Below are 20526 nucleotides of genomic sequence, written 5' to 3'. Positions count from 1 at the left end.
AGGGAAGCCTGACGTGGGACGCCTGACTCCGGCGGCTCCGGAAAGGCTTGCCTGAGATGGCCGGATCCGAACGGGCGGCCCCTGCGTCTACCCCTGTATGGACCTGCAGAAGCCGCCGCCCCCACCGCAACAGCCCGAGGGCTGCCTAGTCGTCGCCATCCGCCTTCCGCTGCGGATCGTCGTCCTGGTGCTGGTCGTGCCGGTGCGGATGGCGTGGGACGCGCTCGTCGTCGCCGGGCGGTTCCTGCGGGACACCCTGCTCAGGCCGCTCGGACGGGCACTGCTGTGGGTCGGCAGGGCCCTGTTCGTCTGGCCGTTCGTGGCCCTGTGGAGGTACGTCCTGGTCCCCGTCGGCAGGGCGCTCGCCTGGCTCGGCGAGGTCCTCGTCGTCGTACCGGCGGTGTGGTTCCACCGGTACGTCCTCACCCCCCTCGGGCACGCCGTCGCCTGGCTGGCGCGCGGAGTGGGCGCCGGGCTCGGCTGGGTGTACGCGCGTGTGCTGTGCCCCGTCGGGCATGCGCTGACCTGGTTGCTGCGGGGCATCGGCATGGTGCTGGCCGCCGTCGGGATCGGGGTGTACACGGCCTTCGCCTGGCTGGCGCGGTATCTCCTCGTCGTCCCCGCGCGCTGGCTGTACACCTGGGTCCTCGCGCCCGTCGGCCGGGCCGTCGCCTGGTGCGCCCGGGGCCTCGGCCACCTGCTGGGACTGCTCGTCACCGGGGTCGGCCTGGCCCTGTACTGGACCGCCCGCGTCCTGTTCGTGCTGCCCGCGCTCGCGCTGTGGCGCTGGGTCCTCGCGCCCGTCGGCCGGTTCCTCGCCTTCCTCGCGCGCGAGGTGGGGGAGGCCCTCGGACACGCCTGGCGGGTCGCCGGGCGGATCTCCCGGGCCGTCGGCCGGGCCCTCGCAACCCTCTTCCGGTGGATCTTCGTGGAACCCGTGCGCTGGGTCTACCGCACCGTCCTCACCCCCGTCGGGCACGCCGTACGGAACACCGTCCTGCGGCCCGTCGCCACGGGCATGCGCGCGGTGGGACGGGTCACCCGCGAGGCGCTGGCCTCGGCCCGTGACACCGTGCGGCAGGCCCGCGCGGACTTCCGGCGGATGCTGCTCGGCGAGCCCCGGCAGCCCGTTCCGGTGGACCGGCGGGAACCCTCGCCCCACGACACACGTACTCTTGGTAGGAGTACGACCGCTCTCACGAAGGACTAGGACACTGGGCAAGCGACAGCCCGAAGGCCCGCCGCCCGCACCCGCGGTGCAGCGCATCCGACTGCGCTACACCAAGCGCGGCCGCCTGAGGTTCACCAGCCACCGAGACTTCCAGCGCGCCTTCGAGCGTGCGCTGCGCCGCGCCGAGGTGCCCATGGCGTACTCGGCGGGGTTCACGCCGCACCCGAAGGTGTCGTACGCCAATGCCGCACCCACCGGCACGGGCAGCGAGGCGGAGTACCTGGAGATCGCGCTCACCGCAGCGCGCGATCCGGAGACCCTGCGTGACCTCCTCGACGAGTCGCTGCCCACCGGGCTCGACATCGTCGAGGCGGTCGAGGCGCGGACATCGGGACTCGCCGACCGGCTGACGGCCTCCGTGTGGGAGCTGCGGCTGGACGGTGTCGACCCGGCCGACGCCGAACGCGCGGTCGCGGCCTTCACCACGGCCGACACCGTCGAGGTGCAGCGGATGACCAAGAACGGTGTCCGCACCTTCGACGCCCGCCCGGCCGTGGCCGGCCTGGAAACGCAGGCGGCGCCGGCTGATAGGCCGACCGACCGGCCCTGTGCGATACTGCGGCTGGTTGTTCGGCACGTGACGCCTGCCGTACGACCCGACGACGTCCTGTCCGGTCTCCGCGCCGTGGCCGACCTGGCGCCGCCGGTCCCCGCAGCGGTGACCAGGCTGGCGCAGGGGCTGTTCGATGAAGAGACCGGCACGGTGACCGACCCGCTCGCGCCCGACCGCGAGGCAGCCGAGGCCCTGACGGCCGTACCGGCTGCCGCCGCGACGGCGCCGGTGCCGGAAGGTTCCGCGTAGGGACGCACGCCGTAGCGCCGCCCTCGTACTCGGGAGCCACCTGGGTCGGGCAGCGCACCGACCAGAAGACTTTCGCCAGGCCGTACCGACAAGGCGTACGGAACCGGCGAGACAGGACACAGAGTGCTCCCGTGCGGCGCCCGCGCCCCGGACGGCGGCCATCGCGCATCGCGCGGGCCGCGGACGTCAACGGCGGACGGTCTCTTCGGACCGACGCCGGACCAGGCGCGGCGCCCGGGAGCCTGACGGGAGAAACGCCCGCATGCTCGAACCGACCGAACCCACCGAGGGTTCCGAACTGAACACTCCCAGCGACACCCTGCCGCCGCGCAGGCGTCGCCGTGCCGCCTCCCGCCCGGCGGGCCCGCCCGCCGCGGGCGCGGAGGCTCCGGCCGAGGTGACCGTGCCGGCCATACCGGCCGCGGAGACCGATGAGGTCGCCGAGGCGATCGAGGACACCGAGGCCGCCGAGGCCGCCGCGGTTCCCGGGGCAGAGGGTGCCGAAGAGGCACCGGCGACCGAAGAGGCCGCGCCCGCGCGTCCGCGCCGTCGTGCCACCCGCCGGGCGTCCGCGCCCGCCGGTGCGCCCGTCGCCGCCGAGGCGGCCGAGACCGTCGTCCCGGCCGCCGCGTCCACCGAGTCGGCCCCCGCCGCCGTGGCCGAGGCCGGCGAGGTCGTCGTCGGCGAGGAGGCCGCGCCGCGCCGTGTCCGGCGCCGGGCCACGCGCAGCGCCGCCACGCCGCCCGCCGCCGAGACCGGCGTCACGCAGGAGCCGGCCGCCGAGACTGCCGTGGCGCACGAGCCGGCCGTCGAGGCTTCCGTGCCGGAGACTTCCGTACCGGAGGAGAAGGCCGAGGCCGCGCCCGCGCGTCCGCGCCGTCGTGCCGCCCGCCGGGCGTCCGCGCCCGCCGGTGCGCCCGTCGCCGCCGAAGCCGCCGAGACCGTCGTCCCGGCCGCCGCGTCCGCCGCCACCGAGGCCGAGCAGACGCAGGAGACCGCCGCCGAGGCCGCGTCGACACCGGAGGCGCCCGCCGCCGAGGCCGCGCCCGCGCGTCCGCGTCGTCGTGCCACCCGCCGGGCGTCCGCGCCCGCCGGTGCCCCGAAGGGTGCCGAGGAGGCCCCGGCCCCCGCCCCGGTCGCCGAGCCGGCCGCCACGCAGCCCGCGCCGGCCACCGAGCAGGCGCCGCAGGCCCCCGTCGCCGAGGAGGCGCCCGAGGCTCCCGCCGCCGAGGAGGCCGCCCCGCGCCGCACCCGCCGCCGGGCCACCCGCAAGGTCACCGCCCCCGCCGGTGCCCCCGTGAGCGAGGAGCCCGCCGAGGCCAAGGCCGAGGAAGCCCCGGCCGCCGCCGCGCAGAGCGCTCCGGTGACCGAGCCGGAGGCTCCCGCCGCCGAGGAGGCCGCCGAGGAGGCCGCCCCGCGCCGCACCCGCCGCCGGGCCACCCGCAAGGTCACCGCCCCCGCCGGTGCCCCCGTGAGCGAGGAGGCCGCCGTGGCCGAATCCGAGAAGGCCGGTCGGGCGGAGCAGCCCGCGGAGGGTGCCCCCGCCCCGGAGACCGCCGCCGAGCCCGCCCCCGCCGCCCAGGCGCCGCAGACCGCCGAGCCGGCCCCCGCCGAGGCCGCCGCGCCGCGCCGGGCCCGCCGCCGGGTCGTGCGGGCCGCGTCCGGGTTCTCCGAGCCCGCGCGATCCACCGCACGCCAGGGCGCCGAGTCCGCCGAGGACGAGTCCCCGCGCCGGCCCGCCCGCCCCGCCGTCGCCGTCTTCCAGGCGCCGGTGTTCGCCGAGCCCAGGTTCCAGACCCCGGAGCGGGCCGCCGCCGAAGCCGCCGCCGAGGCCGCCGAGGTGGAGGAGACCGAGGAGGAGTCCGCGGAGGAGCGCGTCGAGACCGGTGCCCGCCGGCGCCGGCGCCGCCGTGGCGCCGCCGCCGAGGAGACCCGTCCGGCCGAGCCCGCCGCCGCGGCCGAGGAGCCGGAGGAGGCCGAGGAGCCCGAGGAGGCCCCCGAGTCCGCCGAGGACCTCGCCGAGAGCGAGGAGGGCGAGGACACCGAGGGCGCCGAGGGCTTCGAGGAGTCCGGCTCGCGCCGCCGTCGCCGCCGTGGCGGACGCCGCCGCCGGCGCGGTGACGCCGCCGACGGCGAGGGTGCCGAGGACGAGGACCTCGCCGCCGAGCAGGCCGCGCAGGACGCCGAGGACACCGCCGAGCAGGAGGAGGAGGACGCCGAGGACGCTCACGCCGACGAAGACGGCGGCTCCAGCTCCAGCAGCCGTCGTCGCCGTCGCCGCCGTCGCCGGGCCGGTGACAGCGGCGTCGACGGCGAGCCGTCCGCCGACGACCCGGAGCGCACGGTCGTCAAGGTCCGCGAGCCGCGCAAGCCCAGCGAGCCGTCCGACGAGGTGCAGTCCATCAAGGGCTCGACCCGTCTGGAGGCCAAGAAGCAGCGTCGCCGGGAAGGCCGCGAGCAGGGCCGCCGCCGCGTCCCGATCATCACCGAGGCCGAGTTCCTGGCCCGCCGCGAGGCCGTCGAGCGCGTGATGGTCGTCCGCCAGCACGGCGACCGTACGCAGATCGGCGTCCTGGAGGACGGCGTGCTCGTCGAGCACTACGTCAACAAGGAGCAGTCGACCTCGTACGTCGGCAACGTCTACCTGGGCAAGGTCCAGAACGTGCTGCCGTCGATGGAGGCCGCCTTCATCGACATCGGCAAGGGCCGCAACGCGGTGCTCTACGCCGGTGAGGTCAACTTCGAGGCGCTGGGCATGGCCAACGGCCCGCGTCGCATCGAGTCCGCCCTCAAGTCCGGCCAGTCCGTGCTCGTCCAGGTGACGAAGGACCCGATCGGACACAAGGGCGCCCGTCTGACCAGCCAGGTCTCCCTCCCGGGCCGCTACCTCGTGTACGTCCCCGAGGGCTCGATGACCGGCATCAGCCGCAAGCTGCCCGACACCGAGCGGGCTCGGCTGAAGACCATCCTCAAGAAGATCGTCCCCGAGGACGCGGGCGTCATCGTGCGCACCGCCGCCGAGGGCGCGAGCGAGGAGGAGCTGCGCCGGGACGTCGAGCGGCTGCAGGCGCAGTGGGAGGACATCCAGAAGAAGGCCAAGAGCGGCAGCGCGAGCGCGCCCTCGCTGCTGTACGGCGAGCCGGACATGACCGTCCGGGTCGTGCGCGACATCTTCAACGAGGACTTCTCCAAGGTCGTCGTCAGCGGTGACGAGGCCTGGCAGACGATCCACGGATACGTCTCGCACGTCGCCCCGGACCTGGCCGGCCGGCTGTCGAAGTGGACCTCCGAGGTCGACGTCTTCGCCACCTACCGGATCGACGAGCAGCTCGCCAAGGCGCTGGACCGCAAGGTCTGGCTGCCCAGCGGCGGTTCGCTGGTGATCGACCGGACCGAGGCGATGGTCGTCATCGACGTCAACACCGGCAAGTTCACCGGCCAGGGCGGCAACCTGGAGGAGACGGTCACCAGGAACAACCTGGAGGCGGCCGAGGAGATCGTGCGCCAGCTGCGGCTGCGCGACCTCGGCGGCATCATCGTGATCGACTTCATCGACATGGTCCTGGAGTCGAACCGGGACCTGGTGCTGCGCCGCCTGCTGGAGTGCCTGGGCCGGGACCGTACGAAGCACCAGGTCGCCGAGGTGACCTCGCTGGGCCTGGTCCAGATGACCCGCAAGCGGGTCGGCCAGGGCCTGCTGGAGTCCTTCTCCGAGACCTGCGTCCACTGCAACGGCCGCGGTGTCATCGTCCACCTGGACCAGGCCACCACGAACGGTGGCGGCGGCAAGCGCAAGAAGCGCGGCCGGGGCGGCGAGGCGCAGGAGCAGGTGCACGAGCACGTGCACGAGACCGCCGCCGTGGCCGTGGAGACCGGCGAGGCCGTCGAGCCCCGGGTGGAGACCGCCGCGGAGGTGGCCGCGGAGGCCGCCGAGCCGGTGGCGCTGCCCGCGCCCGACTTCGCGCCGGACGAGGAGCTGTACAGCAGCGTCGCCGAGGCGGAGGCGGCGGCCGGCCGTGGCCGTACGCGCCGCCGGGCGAGCCGTCGGGCGTCGGCTCCGGCGGGCTCGCCGAGGTCGGAGAAGGCCGAGCGGGCCCCCAGGGCCGCGAAGGCCGAGAAGGCCGCGAAGAGCGAGGCCGACAAGCCCGCGGAGGCCGTCGCGGCCGAGGTGCCGACCGCGCAGGACGTCACCGCCGAGGAGGCTGCGGCGCGCCCGGTGCTGCCGGAGCCGGCCGCGCAGGCGCTGGCCGAGCCGGTGGCCGCCGAGGACCAGGTGGTCCCGGCGCCGCAGGCCGAGGCACCGGCGGCCGAGGAGGCCGCGCCGAAGGGCCGTGCGCGCCGTCGGGTGACCCGCAAGGTGTCGGCCCCGGCCGGTTCCCCCGCGGGTGCCGAGGCGGCCGTGGTGACCGTGCCGGAGTCCGCGCCCGTGGCCGAGGCGCCGGCGGAGCAGCCCGCTCCCGTCGCCGAGGCCCCGGCGGAGGCCGAGAGCGTCGCGGCGCCGGCCCGCCCGCGCCGCCGTGCGGTGCGCAAGGCCACGGCGCCGACCGCGGCCGAGGAGACGGCCGTCGTGGTCGTCCCGTCGGCCACGGCCGAGGAGGCGGCGGCTGAGGCCCCGACCGCTGAGGCCCCGGTGGCCGAGGCTCCGGCGGAGACGGCCGTCGAGGCGCCGGCCGAGGAGGCCGCGCCGGCCAAGAAGACCGCCCGCAAGACGGCGGCCAAGAAGGCCACGGCGAAGAAGACCGTCGCCAAGAAGACCGCGGCCAAGAAGACGGCCGCCAAGAAGACGACGGCCAAGAAGGCGGCCAAGACCGCCAAGACGGCCGCCGCGAAGTCGACGGCGAAGAAGACCACCACGGTCTCCACCGCCGGCGACGAGGGCTGACGCCCGCGGTGTGCGGCCGGCCCGGTCGTCCGTGACCGGGCCGGCCGCACACGTGGGGTCTGTCCGGTCGTCCGCGACCGGGCCGGCCGCACACCCCGTGGGGCCCGTACCGAGTGACGGGCCGCACACCCCAGGGGCCCGGTTTGACCCCCTCGGCCGTGCCCCGTAACCTTGACCGTCGGCGTGTCCATTGAACACGCCACATCCCCGTAAACCTCTTCCTCCCGGGCTCGGCATTGGCCGGGAGAGGTTGCCCGTGGTGTTTTCTGGGCGGCTGGCCTGCGGGGGTGCCGTTTCTTCGAGCGAAAGTGAGATCCGCGTGTACGCCATCGTGCGCAGCGGTGGTCGCCAGCACAAGGTTGCTGTCGGCGACATCGTTGAGGTTGACAAGATTTCCACTGCCAAGGTTGGCGACACGGTCGAGCTCTCGACCCTGCTCGTTGTCGACGGCGACTCCGTGACCAGCGACCCGTGGGTGCTGGCCGGCATCAAGGTCCAGGCCGAGGTCGTGGACCACCACAAGGGCCAGAAGATCGACATTCTGCGCTACAAGAACAAGACCGGTTACCGCCGTCGTCAGGGCCACCGCCAGCAGTACACGGCGATCAAGGTCACGTCGATCCCCGCGGCTGCGAAGTAAGGGACTGAGGAGAAATGGCACACAAGAAGGGCGCATCGTCCACCCGGAACGGTCGCGACTCCAACGCCCAGCGGCTCGGCGTGAAGCGCTTCGGCGGTCAGGTCGTCAACGCGGGTGAGATCCTGGTCCGCCAGCGCGGCACCCACTTCCACCCCGGCGCCGGTGTCGGCCGCGGCGGCGACGACACGCTGTTCGCGCTGCAGGCCGGTGCGGTGGAGTTCGGTAGCCACCGTGGCCGCAAGGTCGTGAACATCGTTCCGGTCGCCTGAATCGCCTGATTCAGCGCCGAACGCTTTCGCGAGGCGGACCTCACTTCCCGGTCGGGAAGGCGGGTCCGCCTTTCGCGTGTTACGCAGTAGACATTTCCGTAATCCTCCGGTCTTCGGCCGGAGGGACCCCCAGGAGGCACCGAACATGACCACCTTCGTGGACCGCGTCGAGCTGCACGTCGCCGCGGGTAACGGAGGCCACGGCTGTGCCTCCGTCCACCGCGAGAAGTTCAAGCCGCTCGGCGGCCCCGACGGGGGCAACGGCGGCCGCGGCGGCGACGTCATCCTGACCGTCGACCAGTCGGTCACGACGCTGCTCGACTACCACCACTCCCCGCACCGCAAGGCCACCAACGGCAAGCCCGGCGAGGGCGGCAACCGCTCCGGCAAGGACGGCGAGGACCTGGTCCTGCCGGTGCCGGACGGCACGGTCGTGCTGGACAAGGCGGGCAACGTGCTCGCCGACCTGGTCGGCCACGGCACCTCGTACATCGCCGCGCAGGGCGGCCGGGGCGGCCTCGGCAACGCGGCGCTGGCCTCCGCCCGCCGCAAGGCGCCCGGCTTCGCGCTGCTGGGCGTGCCCGGCGACCTCCAGGACATCGTCCTGGAGCTGAAGACCGTCGCCGACGTGGCCCTGGTGGGCTACCCGAGCGCCGGCAAGTCCTCGCTGATCTCCGTGCTCAGCGCGGCCAAGCCGAAGATCGCCGACTACCCGTTCACCACGCTGATCCCGAACCTGGGCGTGGTGACCGCGGGCTCCACCGTCTACACCGTCGCCGACGTGCCCGGTCTCATCCCCGGCGCCAGCCAGGGCCGTGGCCTGGGCCTGGAGTTCCTGCGGCACGTGGAGCGGTGCAGCGTCCTGGTGCACGTGCTGGACACCGCCACGCTGGAGTCCGACCGCGACCCGGTCTCCGACCTCGACGTCATCGAGGAGGAGCTGCGGCAGTACGGCGGTCTCGGCAACCGGCCCCGGATCGTCGTCCTGAACAAGGTCGACGTGCCGGACGGCAAGGACCTCGCCGAGATGGTCCGCCCCGACCTGGAGGCCCGCGGCTACCGGGTCTTCGAGGTGTCGGCCGTGGCCCACATCGGCCTCAGGGAGCTGTCCTTCGCCCTCGGTGAGCTGGTCGGCAAGGCGCGTGCCGCGAAGCCGAAGGAGGAGGCGACCCGGATCGTCATCCGGCCCAAGGCCGTGGACGACGCGGGCTTCACCGTCGTCCGCGAGGAGGTCGGCGGCGAGCCGCTGTTCCGGGTGCGCGGCGAGAAGCCGGAGCGCTGGGTCCGCCAGACCGACTTCAACAACGACGAGGCCGTCGGTTACCTCGCCGACCGCCTCAACCGCCTCGGCGTGGAGCAGTCGCTGATGAAGGCGGGTGCCCGCGCGGGTGACGGCGTCGCCATCGGCCCCGAGGAGAACGCGGTCGTCTTCGACTGGGAGCCGACGGTCATGGCCGGCGCGGAGATGCTGGGCCGCCGCGGCGAGGACCACCGCTTCGACGCGCCCCGGCCCGCGACCCAGCGCCGCAGGGACAAGCAGGCCGAGCGGGACGAGTCGACGCGGGAGTACGACGACTTCGACCCGTTCGAGTAGGCACCACAGCCCGCTCGCCACGAACGGGCAAGGTGAACGCCGGGAAAATTGGCGGCGGCGGTGAGGGCAACCCCACCCCGCCCCGGTGAGTCGAACTGTGCGGTACGAAGAGGATCTTGGTCCTCTTCGTGCCGCACTTCGCTGTTTCCCGACCTCTGGAGCCGACGTGCCCGACCGGCCTCGTTCCTTCCGTCGCCGCACCCTGGCGCTGGCCACCGGCATCGCCCTGGCCGCCGGCGCCCTGCTGGCCGCTCCCGCGGCGGACGCCGCCCCGCGGCAGCGTCCCGGCGAGCGGCTCCGCGCCGACTTCGACGGCGACGGTTACGGGGACCTGGCCGTCGCCGCCCCGTACGCCACCGTGAACGGCAAGACCCGGGCCGGGTACGTGGCCGTGCTGTACGGGGCCGCCCGGGGCCTGTCGGCCAGGAAGGTGTACACCCAGGCGTCCCCGGGCATCCCCGGAGCCGTGGAGAAGGCCGATCTCTTCGGGGACCGGCTGGTCACGGCGGACCTGGACGGCGACGGCTACACCGATCTGCTGGTCGGCGCGGGGGGTGAGCGGTGGTCGGAGGGCAGCGTCGACCGCACGGGCAGCCGGACCGTGCTGTGGGGCGGCCCGAAGGGTTTCGGCTCCGGCACGGTGCTGCCGGCCGAGGGCACCGGCCACTCCCAGGACCCGCTGACGGTCGCCGGTGACTTCGACGGTGACGGTCACCAGGACCTCGCGCGCAACGGACGCGTCCTGCTCGGCCCGTTCGGCCGGGACGGCCGCCCCGCCGGCACCCAGGAGGGCGCGGACTTCGTCGACGGCGACCTGAACACCGTGAGCGCGGCGGTGGGGGACACCGACGGCGACGGCACCGACGACATCGTGACACTGGCCCGCACGTACGACTGGGACGACGAGGGCGACTACGGCAACTTCGTGTACTCCGCGCGCGGCGGCCGCGACGGACTGCGCGCCCCCGTCGAGCTGAAGGACCTGTACGGGCCGATGGCCGACGCCCTGGCGCTCGGGGACCTCGACGGCGACGGCCGGGCGGACCTGGTCGTCGGCTCGGACGGGCTGCGGATCGTCCACGCCGGCACGCAGGGCCTCGGCCCCGGCAGACCCCAGGTGATCACCCAGGACACGCCCGGTGTGCCCGGCGTCCAGGAGAGCGGGGACATGTTCGGGCGTTCGCTGGCCGTCGGCGACGTGACCGGCGACGGCCGCGCCGACATCGTGGCGGGCATCCCGTTCGAGGACTTCGGCCGGGTGAGGAACGCCGGCACCTTCGCCGTCGTACCCGGCGGCCGCTCGGGCGTGACCGGGGCCGGGACCAGGGTGTTCGGCCAGGACAGCGCCGGTGTGCCCGGCACGGCGGAGCCCGACGACCTGTTCGGCGCCACCGCGTATCTCGTGGACGGCAACGGTGACGGCAGGGCCGAGCCGGTGGTGGGCGCGCCCTGGGAGGACTCCCACGCCGGTGCGGTCTGGGTGTTCCCGGGCCGTACGAGCGCCCAGGGGGCCTTCACCTTCGGTGCCCGCGGTCTGGGCACGGTCGCGTCCGGCGCCGGCCTCGGCTCCGCCTTCCCCGGCTGACCCCTTCCCCCTCACTTTTTCAGGACAACCATGACCCCGACTTTCCCGCGCCGTGCCCGGCTGGCCATCGCCACCGGCCTCGCCCTCGCCGCCGGCGCGCTCGCGGTCCCTGCCGGCGCGGCCCACGCGGCCTCCGACGGCGCGGCCCCCTCCGCGGCCCACGCGGCCTCCGACGGCGCGGCCCGCGCGGCCTTCGCCCCGGCCGTGAGCGGCAAGCGCTTGCGCGACGACTTCAACGGCGACGGCTATCCCGACGTCGCCGTGGGCGCCCCCGGCACCGCCCTGGGCGAGCAGCGCGGCGCGGGAGCGATCACCGTGCTGTACGGCTCGGCGAAGGGCCCCTCGACCGCCCGCAAGCAGGTGCTGACCTGGCCGACCCGGAAGAACGCGGAGTCGCCGGAGGGCGGTTACGGCAGCACGCTGCGCACCGCGGACCTCGACGAGGACGGCTACGCCGACCTGCTCTCGACCGTGTCGTGGACCCCGATGGACGCCGACCACGGCATCTTCATCGAGGTCAACTGGGGCGGTCCGAAGGGTCTTTCGGCCACCCCGACACTGCTGTCGGGACTGCCGGACGCCGCCGCGCTGAAGGACTTCGCGGTCGCCGACGTGGACGGCGACAACCACCCCGACCTGGTGCGCCTCGGCGTCCACCCCGACACCGCGCCGAACGCGGACGGGGCCGTGCAGCACGGGCCGTTCACCCGCGCCGAGCCCGGCGGGACCCGGACGACGTACTTCACCGTCGACCCCGACCGGGGCGAGCTGGTCGACTCCTTCGCCGCCGGTGACGTGAACGGCGACGGCACCGCCGACCTCGCCGTGCGCACCCACTTCATGGACGAGTCGGACTCCCGGGGCGTCGCCCTGCTCCTCGGCGGCCCCGACGGCTTCACGCACAAGGGCTGGCTGCTGGACACGGAGCGCCGGTCGATGGGCGGCGAGGCGGTGGCGATCGGCGACCTCGACCACGACCGCTACGGCGACATCGTCGTCGGCCACTCCGACGACGGCTACGACAGCGACGTCGACATGCCCACCAAGGGCGGGGCACTGGGCGTGGTCTACGGCGGCCCCCGGGGCGTCTCCACCACCCGGAAGCCGGTGTGGATCAACCAGGACACCGCGGGGGTGCCCGGCGCCGGTGAGTTCCACGACGGGATGGGCTCCGGACTGTCGATCGGGGACACCGACGGCGACGGCTACGCCGACGTCGCCACCGGCCTGCCCGGCGAGGACTTCGACGGTCTGACCGACGCGGGCAGCGTGCTGGTGCTGCGCGGCAGCGCCAGGGGACTGACCGGCACGGGCGCCAAGGTGTTCCACCAGAACACCGCGGGCGTGCCCGGCACCGCCGAGAAGGGCGACCGGTTCGGCCGGACGACGGCACTGGTCGACGGCAACGCCGACCGGAAGGCCGGGCTGATCGTCGGCGACCCCGAGGAGAACGCCGGCGACGGCGCCGTATGGGTCTTCTCCACGACGTCCGGCGGCATCACCACGAGCGGCGCCTTCTCGTTCGGCCCGGTCACCGCCGCCCTGCCCGCCCGGCAGGCCCGCTTCGGCGCGTCGCTGGGCCACTGATCCATCGCAACAACCCAGGAAGCAGGACCATGAGCAGGACCATCAACGGACGCAGGACAGCCTGGAGTGCCGGGCTCGCCGTCGTGCTCGCCGTGACCGGCGCGGCCGCCCTGCCCGCCGTTTCGGCGTCGGCGGCCGGCACCAGCGGTGCCGCGAAGCTGCACGACGACTTCAACGGCGACGGTTACGCCGACCTCGCGGTCACGGCGCCCTCGGCGACCGTGAGCGGCCACAAGGGCGCGGGCTACGTGGCCGTCCTCTACGGCTCGGCGAGCGGGCTGAAGACCTCCACCAAGCAGGTCTTCAGCCAGAACAGCGCCGGGGTGCCGGGCAGCGCGGAGGCCGGGGACCGGTTCGCGAGCGCCGTGGCCACCGCCGACCTCGACCGGGACGGCTATGCCGACCTGATCGTCGGGGCGGGCGGCGAGGACACCACGGCCGGCACCGACGCCGGATCGGTCGTGGTGCTCTGGGGCGGCAGGCAGGGACTGTCCGGCGGGGCGACGCTGGGCGGCGGGGCCGCGTACGACGGGCTCGGCGAGAAGGGGCACCTGACGGTCGGGGACGTGAACGGGGACGGCGCGCCGGATGTCGTCACCGTCGTGCGCGCGCACGACCTGCGGGTGCAGAGCGGGCCGTTCACCCGCGGCGGCTCCGCCGCGCACGGCACGCAGGTGGTCCAGGACGAGTTCGACAGCCGGTACCTCGACCTGGCCGCCGGTGACCTCGACGGCGACGGGATCACCGATGTCGCCGCCACGGCGAACGACGGCGACGAGTGGGACGCCCGCCGTGTCGTGTACTGGACGGGCACGCACGACGGGCTCACGCCGTACAAGGTGGTCCGCGGCAACGAGCCGGCCGGCCGGCTCGAAGGCGGCGAGCACCTCGCCCTCGGCGACGTGAACCGGGACGGCTACGCCGACGTCGTGGTGGGCCGGGCCCTGGAGGGCGCCGACAGCGATGTGGACACCCCGCTCGCCAAGGGCGGCCGGATCGCCTGGATCCCGGGCACGGCGAACGGACCCGACGGGACGAAGGCCGTCGTCATGAACCTGGACACCGCCGGCGTACCGGGCACCGCCAAGCCGGGGTCCGGCTTCGGCACCGGTGTCTCGGTGGCGGACATCGACGGTGACCACTACGCGGACATCGCGGTGGGCACGCCCGGTGTCTCCGGCGGCGGACAGGTCGTCGTCCTGCGCGGCACGGCCAAGGGCCCGACGGGCACCGGCGCGAAGGCGTTCGGCCAGGACACCGCGGGTGTGCCCGGCACCGGGGAGATCGGCGACGCGTTCGGCACGGCCGTCCGTCTGGTGGACGCCAACCGGGACGGCCGGGCGGAACTCGCCGTCGGCGCGCCGGGCGAGAACGCCAAGGCCGGGTCGGTGTGGGTGCTGCGGGGCACCGCTTCCGGGCTCACCGCGACCGGCTCGTTCACCTTCGCGAGCGGCACGCTCGGCACGGTGGCCGAGGGCGGACAGCTGGGGTCCGGCTTCGGTTCCTGACCCCTGCGCGGTCGGCCGGAGTCCGGTTCGTCTCCTGAGCCGTGGGCGGCCGGGCGGAGTCCGGTTCGTCTTCTGAGCCGTGGGCGGTCGGGCGGAGTTCGGTTGGTCTCCTGAGCCGTGGGGGGACGGCCGGGGCCCGGTTGACTCCTGAGTCGTGGGCGGTCACCCGGGACGTGGTTCGTCTTCTGAGCCGTAGGCGGTAGGACGGATTCCGACCTACCGTCAGACCCGTTGTGGCGCGAGGGTTTTCCCGTGCCGCAGCGGGTCTTCTGTTGTCTGCCCATTTGTCATGCTCGCGATGGGGTTCGTTCAACAGGCGGACCGTCCGGCCATGGGAACTTCCGAATGTCCGCCAGATCAGTCCAAGTGGCCACCGTGGCAAAGGGAGTCAGCGCATGACCGCACCATCGCCCGACCGACGCCGCTTTCTGACCGCGGGGGCCGCCGTCCTCGGTGCCGCGGCCTCCGCCCAGCTGTGGCTGCCCGGCATCGCCCGCGCCGCCGACACCCCGCTGCCCGACGGGGTGTTCACTCTCGGCGTCGCCTCCGGCGATCCGCTGCCCGACGGCATCGTGCTGTGGACCAGACTCGCGCCCGACCCGCTGAACGGCGGCGGCATGCCCGACGCGGTCTTCCCCGTGGAGTGGGAGATCGCCGAGGACGAGCGGTTCCGCAGGACCGCCCGCCGGGGCACCGCCGAGGCCCGCCCCGAGCTCGGCCACAGCGTCCACGTGGACGTCCGCGGCCTGCGCCCGGACCGCCCGTACTGGTACCGCTTCCGGGCGGGCGGCCAGCTCTCGCCCACCGGCCGCACCCGCACCGCCCCCCACCCGCACCGGCGGGGCGGCTCGCTGCGCGTCGCCCTCGCCTCCTGCCAGAACTGGCAGCACGGCTATTTCACGCCGTACGCCGACATGCTCGCCCAGGACCCCGACTTCGTGCTCTTCGTCGGCGACTACATCTACGAGTCCTCGCCCTCGGCGACGGCCGTACGGCGGCACGAGGGGAAGGGCGAGCCGTACACGCTCGCGCAGTACCGCAACCGGTACGCCCAGTACCGCACCGACCCCGACCTCGCCGCCATGCACGCGAACGCCCCCTGGGTGGTCACCTTCGACGACCACGAGGTGGACAACGACTGGGCCGGCGAGATCCCGCAGGACCCGGACAAGCAGCCGCACGACAAGTTCGTGGCCCGGATCACCGCGGCCTTCCAGGCGTACTACGAGCACATGCCGGTGCGCGCCACCGCGATCCCGAACGGCCCGCACATCCAGATGTACCGCCGTCTGGAGTTCGGCCGGCTGGCCCGGCTCAACGTGCTGGACACCCGGCAGTTCCGCAGCGACCAGGCCACCACGCAGGAAGGTGCCGAGGCGCCCGCGCAGACCATGCTCGGGGCCGAGCAGAAGCAGTGGCTGCTCGACGGCCTCCAGGACTCCCCGGCCCGCTGGAACCTCATCGCCTCGCAGATCATGATGGCCGAGACCGATCTGCTGCCCGGCGACGGCAAGCTCTGGTACTACGACGCCTGGGACGGCTACCAGGTCGAACGCAACGCCCTGCTGGAGGAGTTCGCCGACATCCGCAACCCGGTCGTGCTCAGCGGCGACCGCCATCTGACGATGATCAGCGACCTGAGGACCGACTACGCCGACCCGGACTCGGACGTGGTCGGCGCCGAGTTCGTCGGCACCTCCATCTCCAGCAGCGGCGACCAGGACCAGGACGAGTTCCACCGGCAGTGGGACCCGCTGAAGGCGGACAACCCGCACTGGAAGTTCATCGACGCCCACCGCGGCTACCACCTGTTCGACATCCGCCGCGACGGCATCGACGCGTGCGTCCGGGGCGTCGACACGGTGCTGAAGCCGCAGGCGACGGCGAGCACCCTGGCCCGGCTGCGGGTGGAGTCGGACGAACCGGGCGTCCGGCTGGTGTGACGCGCACAGGAGCCCGGGACCCGGTACGGGGCCCGGGCTCCTTTCGATCCCCCCCACCGGTTCCGGACACCGCTAATCGGCCCCTTACTCTGGGCGAGACCGAATTGCTGCGGAATCTTGATGTGGAATTCCGTGACAATGACCCCTCGGGGCGAGCCGTATTCCCGTCCTGTCCACGGTGATGCCGTGCCGCACAGGAAGAACACGTGCCCCTCCGCGCCCGGGGGGCGTGAAGATCCGCACGTCCCGCCGGGCGGTCGAGGCGGCGGCCGCGATCGGGGCCGGGGCGGATCGCGGCGGTGGCTGCGACGGCACCGAACCCTGATCACGGGCACCTGTGGACTTACTCACAGCAAATTCACGGGGGTTCACACCGGCCGCCGCCAATCACCAGGAGTGCCAGGTGAATGACAGGTTGCGCGCACATATGCAGCGGAGGTCACTCACCTTGCACTGCGGTTACCGGTAGTGGGACCATTTCACGGTTCCCTGTCGCCGCAAGGTAGGTCAGCCTGTGTCCCAGCACATAGCCAAGCCCCGAACCACCGCAGTGATCCTGGCCGGTGGCACCGGTCAGCGGGTGGGTCTGTCGATCCCCAAGCAGCTGCTGAAGATCGCCGGCAAGGCAGTCATCGAGCACACCCTGACCACTTTCGAGAACACCGACTCGATCGACGACATCATCGTCCTGATGGCCCCGGGCTATGTGCCGGACGTCGAGAAGATCGTGGCCAAGGCCGGCTTCACCAAGGTGAAGAAGGTCATCGAGGGCGGCTCGACGCGGAACGAGACCACCGAGCGCGCCATCGCCGCCCTGCGCGAGGGCCTGGCCGAGGGCGAGGACCTCAACGTCCTCTTCCACGACGCCGTGCGCCCCCTGCTCTCGCAGCGCGTCATCGACGACTGCGTGATCGCGCTGGAGCGCTACCAGGCCGTGGACGTCGCCATCCCGTCCGCGGACACCATCATCGTCACGCGGACGCACGGCGAGGACGGCGAGTTCATCACCGAGATCCCGGACCGCTCCCGGCTGCGCCGCGGCCAGACCCCGCAGGCCTTCAAGCTGTCCACGATCCGCCGCGCCTACGAGGTCGCCGCCGGCGACCCCAACTTCCAGGCCACGGACGACTGCTCGGTGGTCCTCAAGTACCTGCCGGACGTGCCGATCCACGTCGTCGCGGGTGACGAGTACAACATGAAGGTGACCCAGCCGGTCGACGTCTTCATCGCCGACAAGCTGTTCCAGCTCGCCTCCACCGCCGCGCCCGAGCAGAACGGCGAGGAGGCCTACCGCGAGCTGCTGACCGGCAAGACGGTCGTCATCTTCGGCGGCTCCTACGGCATCGGCAAGGACATCGCCGAACTCGCCGAGTCCTACGGCGCGAAGGTCTACGCGCTGGGCCGCTCCACCACCGGCACCCACGTGGAGAACCCGGAGGAGGTCGACGACGCGCTGTCCAAGGCGTACGCGGAGACCGGCCGGATCGACTACGTCGTCAACACCGCCGGAGTGCTGCGCATCGGCAAGCTCGCCGAGACCGACAACGCCACCATCGAGGAGGCGCTGAAGGTCAACTACCTGGCGCCGGTGCAGATCGCCCGCTCCTCCTACAAGTACCTGGCCGAGACCAAGGGCCAGCTGCTGCTCTACACCTCCAGCAGCTACACCCGCGGCCGCGCCGAGTACAGCCTCTACTCCTCCACCAAGGCCGCCATGGTGAACCTCACCCAGGCCCTGTCCGACGAGTGGGCCTCCGAGAGCATCCGCGTCAACTGCATCAACCCCGAGCGCACCGCCACCCCGATGCGCACCAAGGCCTTCGGTCAGGAGCCGGCGGGCTCGCTGCTCTCCTCCGAGGCCGTGGCCCGCACCTCCCTCGACGTCCTGCTGTCCGAGCTGACCGGGCACGTCATCGACGTCCGCCAGCAGGACCCGACGGCGGGCGCCGCCACGGCCTCCGGCTTCGAGCAGGCTCTGGCCACGGTGCTGGACCGCCAGGACGGCATGTAATAATTGCGGCTAAATAGCTTTCAGGAATTCAGGCCTCTGCGGCCGTCCATTCACCGGACGTTCGCAGGGGCCTGAGTCCGTACCGCGCGTATATCCGCAGACCGTGTGAAATACCGGTATCTCCGTCATTACCGAACAAAACCGGCACTCCCCCCTCCCAGAGCAGGTTTCTCCGTGATATCCACCGCTATTCGCGTCGCCCGGGTGGGCAGCGCGGCCGAGCTGGCCGCGGCGGCCCTCGTGCTGTTGGGCTTCCCGGCGCTCATGCTGGCCGCGCTCGTCCCGAGCGTTCCCGCCTTCGCGGCCCTGGCCGCCGTGACGTACCTGGCGGACCACTATCTGCACCGCAAGGGCAGCTACCTGATCAACCGCCTCAGCAAGGTCCGGGCGGGTCTGTCGATCCGCTTCCTGATCCGGCAGCTGCTGCTGATCCTGCTGCTGGCCCGTCTGTCCCTCTCGGACGACCTGATCTTCTACGGCGCGGTCGCCTGCTTCATCGCCTTCTACGGTCTCCAGGCCCCCCACGGTGCCCTGGTCACCCTGATCCGCAACCGCCGCCGGATGCCGGTCGCCACCCGCAACGTCGACCTGAAGTCCCGCATCCGCATCCCGGACGCCCCGCCGCGCCGCCTGCTGCACCGCTCCGCGGAGAAGATGCTCCACCTCGACCTGTTCGCGGTGATCGGCGTCCTGGCCTCCACCGAGCTGGACTCCGCCGTCGCCGGTTTCACCGGTATCGGCCTCACCTTCGGCCTCGGCTGCGTGTACGTCCTCGCCCTCGTGCCGTACGTGCGCGGCCGGAAGACCCCGCCGAGGGCCGACGTCGTCCTCGCCGCGGTCGACGACTGGCTGGCCGGCTACAAGCCCGAGACCGTCCTGTACTTCTCCGGCTCCAAGGACTCGGCCTACCAGGTCAACATGTGGCTGGAGACGATGGAGCAGCTGGACACCCGGCCGCTGATCATCCTCCGCGAGCGCGCCATCCTGAACAACCTCGCGCCCACCACGGTCCCCGTCATCTGCGTGCCCGGAGGGGTGCACCTGATGAACCTGGACCTGTCGACCGTGCGCGTGGCCCTGTACGCGGCCAACGTCGGCAAGAACATCCACCTGCTGCGCGTGCCCACCATGAAGCACGTCTTCATCGGCCACGGCGACAGCGACAAGCTGGCCAGCGTCAACCCGTACAGCAAGGTGTACGACGAGGTGTGGACCGCCGGCCGCGCCGGCCGTGACCGCTACGCCATCGCCGACGTCGGCGTCCGCGACGACGACATCGTGGAGGTCGGCCGCCCGCAGCTCGCGCCGATCCAGAGCTGGCAGGGCGTGCCCGAGGGCCGTATCCCCACCGTTCTCTACGCGCCGACCTGGGAGGGCTGGGACGGCAACCCCGGCAACACCTCGATCGTGCTCGCCGGCGAGAACATCGTGACCGAGCTGGTGACGGCCGAGCCGCCGGTCCGCGTCCTGTACAAGCCGCACCCGTTCACCGGAACCGTCAGCAAGGACGCCAAGGCCGCCCACCAGCGCATCACCGCCCTGGTCGAGAAGTCCGCCGCCGAGCGCGCCGCCGACTCCCGCTTCACCGCCGACAGCGCCGCCATCGACCGGGCCAAGGCCGATCTGGCCCGCATCGAGGCCCGGCTCGCCGAGCTGGCCGGTGCCGGCGGCAGCAAGGGCGACGAGGCCGAGGCCACCCGCGACGGCATGGTGGACGTGCCCAAGCACGAGGAGATCGCCCGGCTGCGCGCCGAGTGGAACGACGCCTACTGGCGCTCCTTCCCCGCGCACGAGCACCGCGTCATCAGGGGCGCCCAGCCGCGCCTGTACGACTGCTTCAACGTCTCCGACGCGATGGTCTCCGACATCTCCTCCGTGGTCTCCGACTTCATCGCGAGCGGCAAGCCGTACGCCGTCACCGACTCCGCCGAGGTGGGTGCCGAGGAGTTCAAGCGGCACAACACGGCCGTGCGCGCCGCGGTGATCCTGTCCAACGACGCGGCCGAACTGGGCGGCCTGCTGGACGCCGTGCGTGACCCGTCCGCCGACCCGCTCGCGGACGCGCGCACGGAGCTGAAGCAGTACCTGCTCGGCCCCGACGAGCCGAAGTCGATCGACCAGTTCAACACCGCGGTCGGCGACCTGGCCCTCAAGGCCGAGGCCCGCAACGTCGGCCAGGAGGCCCGGCTGGGCGCGGCGAACGCCGACCCCGCCGAGGCGGCCGAGCTGACCAACGCGCTGCCGGGCCAGCGCGCGGCGACGGCCGGGGAGACGGACGGCGTGAGCGCGGGCTGACCGCCCCCGTGTGATCACCGGGCCCCCGGGGAGCACTCCTCGGGGGCCTTCGTCTTGTCTGGTTCTCAACGGGGCCCGAGCGTCTCTTACCGTGCTCGCGTACTGTCGGTGAGGTGGCTGTTTGTGACGTGTGCCACTCATCGGCCTCGGTGAGGCAACCGCTTCCCCTGGGTGTCCGT

The 20526-nt window shown here is 73.0% G+C and carries 12 protein-coding genes; all 12 read left to right on the top strand.

Annotated features, from left to right (window positions below; all coding sequences use genetic code 11):
• Positions 1–97: 97 nt before the first annotated feature.
• Complete coding sequence (locus tag ACZ7KF_RS11515; RefSeq protein WP_471071824.1) at positions 98–1210, top strand: hypothetical protein; 1113 nt, start codon at positions 98–100, stop codon at positions 1208–1210.
• A 46-nt stretch (positions 1211–1256) separates the two neighbouring features.
• Positions 1257–2033 carry a TIGR03936 family radical SAM-associated protein gene (locus ACZ7KF_RS11510; protein ID WP_471071821.1) on the top strand — a complete coding sequence of 259 codons (777 nt, stop codon included), beginning with the start codon at positions 1257–1259 and terminating at the stop codon, positions 2031–2033.
• A gap of 262 nt (positions 2034–2295) precedes the next feature.
• Positions 2296–6915 carry an Rne/Rng family ribonuclease gene (locus ACZ7KF_RS11505; RefSeq protein WP_471071818.1) on the top strand — a complete coding sequence of 1540 codons (4620 nt, stop codon included), beginning with the start codon at positions 2296–2298 and terminating at the stop codon, positions 6913–6915.
• Positions 6916–7234: 319 nt separating this feature from the next.
• On the top strand, positions 7235–7555 hold the full coding sequence (gene rplU, locus ACZ7KF_RS11500; protein WP_030653874.1) for a 50S ribosomal protein L21: 321 nt from the start codon (positions 7235–7237) through the stop codon (positions 7553–7555).
• A gap of 14 nt (positions 7556–7569) precedes the next feature.
• Positions 7570–7824: a 50S ribosomal protein L27 gene (gene rpmA, locus ACZ7KF_RS11495; protein ID WP_061922958.1), complete on the top strand. Its 255-nt coding sequence runs from the start codon at positions 7570–7572 to the stop codon at positions 7822–7824.
• Between the two features lie 145 nt (positions 7825–7969).
• Positions 7970–9418, top strand: coding sequence for a GTPase ObgE (gene obgE / locus ACZ7KF_RS11490; protein ID WP_471071814.1), 1449 nt, complete (start codon positions 7970–7972; stop codon positions 9416–9418).
• A gap of 166 nt (positions 9419–9584) precedes the next feature.
• On the top strand, positions 9585–11003 hold the full coding sequence (locus tag ACZ7KF_RS11485; RefSeq protein ID WP_471071811.1) for a VCBS repeat-containing protein: 1419 nt from the start codon (positions 9585–9587) through the stop codon (positions 11001–11003).
• A gap of 30 nt (positions 11004–11033) precedes the next feature.
• Positions 11034–12590: an FG-GAP-like repeat-containing protein gene (locus ACZ7KF_RS11480; protein WP_471071808.1), complete on the top strand. Its 1557-nt coding sequence runs from the start codon at positions 11034–11036 to the stop codon at positions 12588–12590.
• Positions 12591–12619: 29 nt separating this feature from the next.
• Positions 12620–14098, top strand: a complete 1479-nt coding sequence (locus tag ACZ7KF_RS11475) for an FG-GAP-like repeat-containing protein (RefSeq protein ID WP_471071805.1) — start codon at positions 12620–12622, stop codon at positions 14096–14098.
• Between the two features lie 395 nt (positions 14099–14493).
• On the top strand, positions 14494–16041 hold the full coding sequence (locus ACZ7KF_RS11470; protein ID WP_471071803.1) for an alkaline phosphatase D family protein: 1548 nt from the start codon (positions 14494–14496) through the stop codon (positions 16039–16041).
• A 514-nt stretch (positions 16042–16555) separates the two neighbouring features.
• The gene (locus ACZ7KF_RS11465) at positions 16556–18052 is read left to right on the top strand and encodes a D-ribitol-5-phosphate cytidylyltransferase (RefSeq protein ID WP_471071800.1); all 1497 of its coding nucleotides are present in this window, start codon (positions 16556–16558) and stop codon (positions 18050–18052) included.
• A 174-nt stretch (positions 18053–18226) separates the two neighbouring features.
• Positions 18227–20347: a hypothetical protein gene (locus ACZ7KF_RS11460; protein WP_471071797.1), complete on the top strand. Its 2121-nt coding sequence runs from the start codon at positions 18227–18229 to the stop codon at positions 20345–20347.
• Positions 20348–20526 lie beyond the last annotated feature (179 nt).

Source organism: Streptomyces sp. NPDC038200, assembly GCF_055600785.1.
This window is presented reverse-complemented; position numbering and strand designations above follow the sequence as displayed.

Coding starts and splice junctions, on each gene's coding strand:
- ACZ7KF_RS11505 (WP_471071818.1), top strand. CDS start 2,296: ATGCTCGAACCGACCGAACCCACCGAGGGTTCCGAACTGAACACTCCC.
- ACZ7KF_RS11480 (WP_471071808.1), top strand. CDS start 11,034: ATGACCCCGACTTTCCCGCGCCGTGCCCGGCTGGCCATCGCCACCGGC.
- obgE (WP_471071814.1), top strand. CDS start 7,970: ATGACCACCTTCGTGGACCGCGTCGAGCTGCACGTCGCCGCGGGTAAC.
- ACZ7KF_RS11515 (WP_471071824.1), top strand. CDS start 98: ATGGACCTGCAGAAGCCGCCGCCCCCACCGCAACAGCCCGAGGGCTGC.
- ACZ7KF_RS11470 (WP_471071803.1), top strand. CDS start 14,494: ATGACCGCACCATCGCCCGACCGACGCCGCTTTCTGACCGCGGGGGCC.
- ACZ7KF_RS11475 (WP_471071805.1), top strand. CDS start 12,620: ATGAGCAGGACCATCAACGGACGCAGGACAGCCTGGAGTGCCGGGCTC.
- rpmA (WP_061922958.1), top strand. CDS start 7,570: ATGGCACACAAGAAGGGCGCATCGTCCACCCGGAACGGTCGCGACTCC.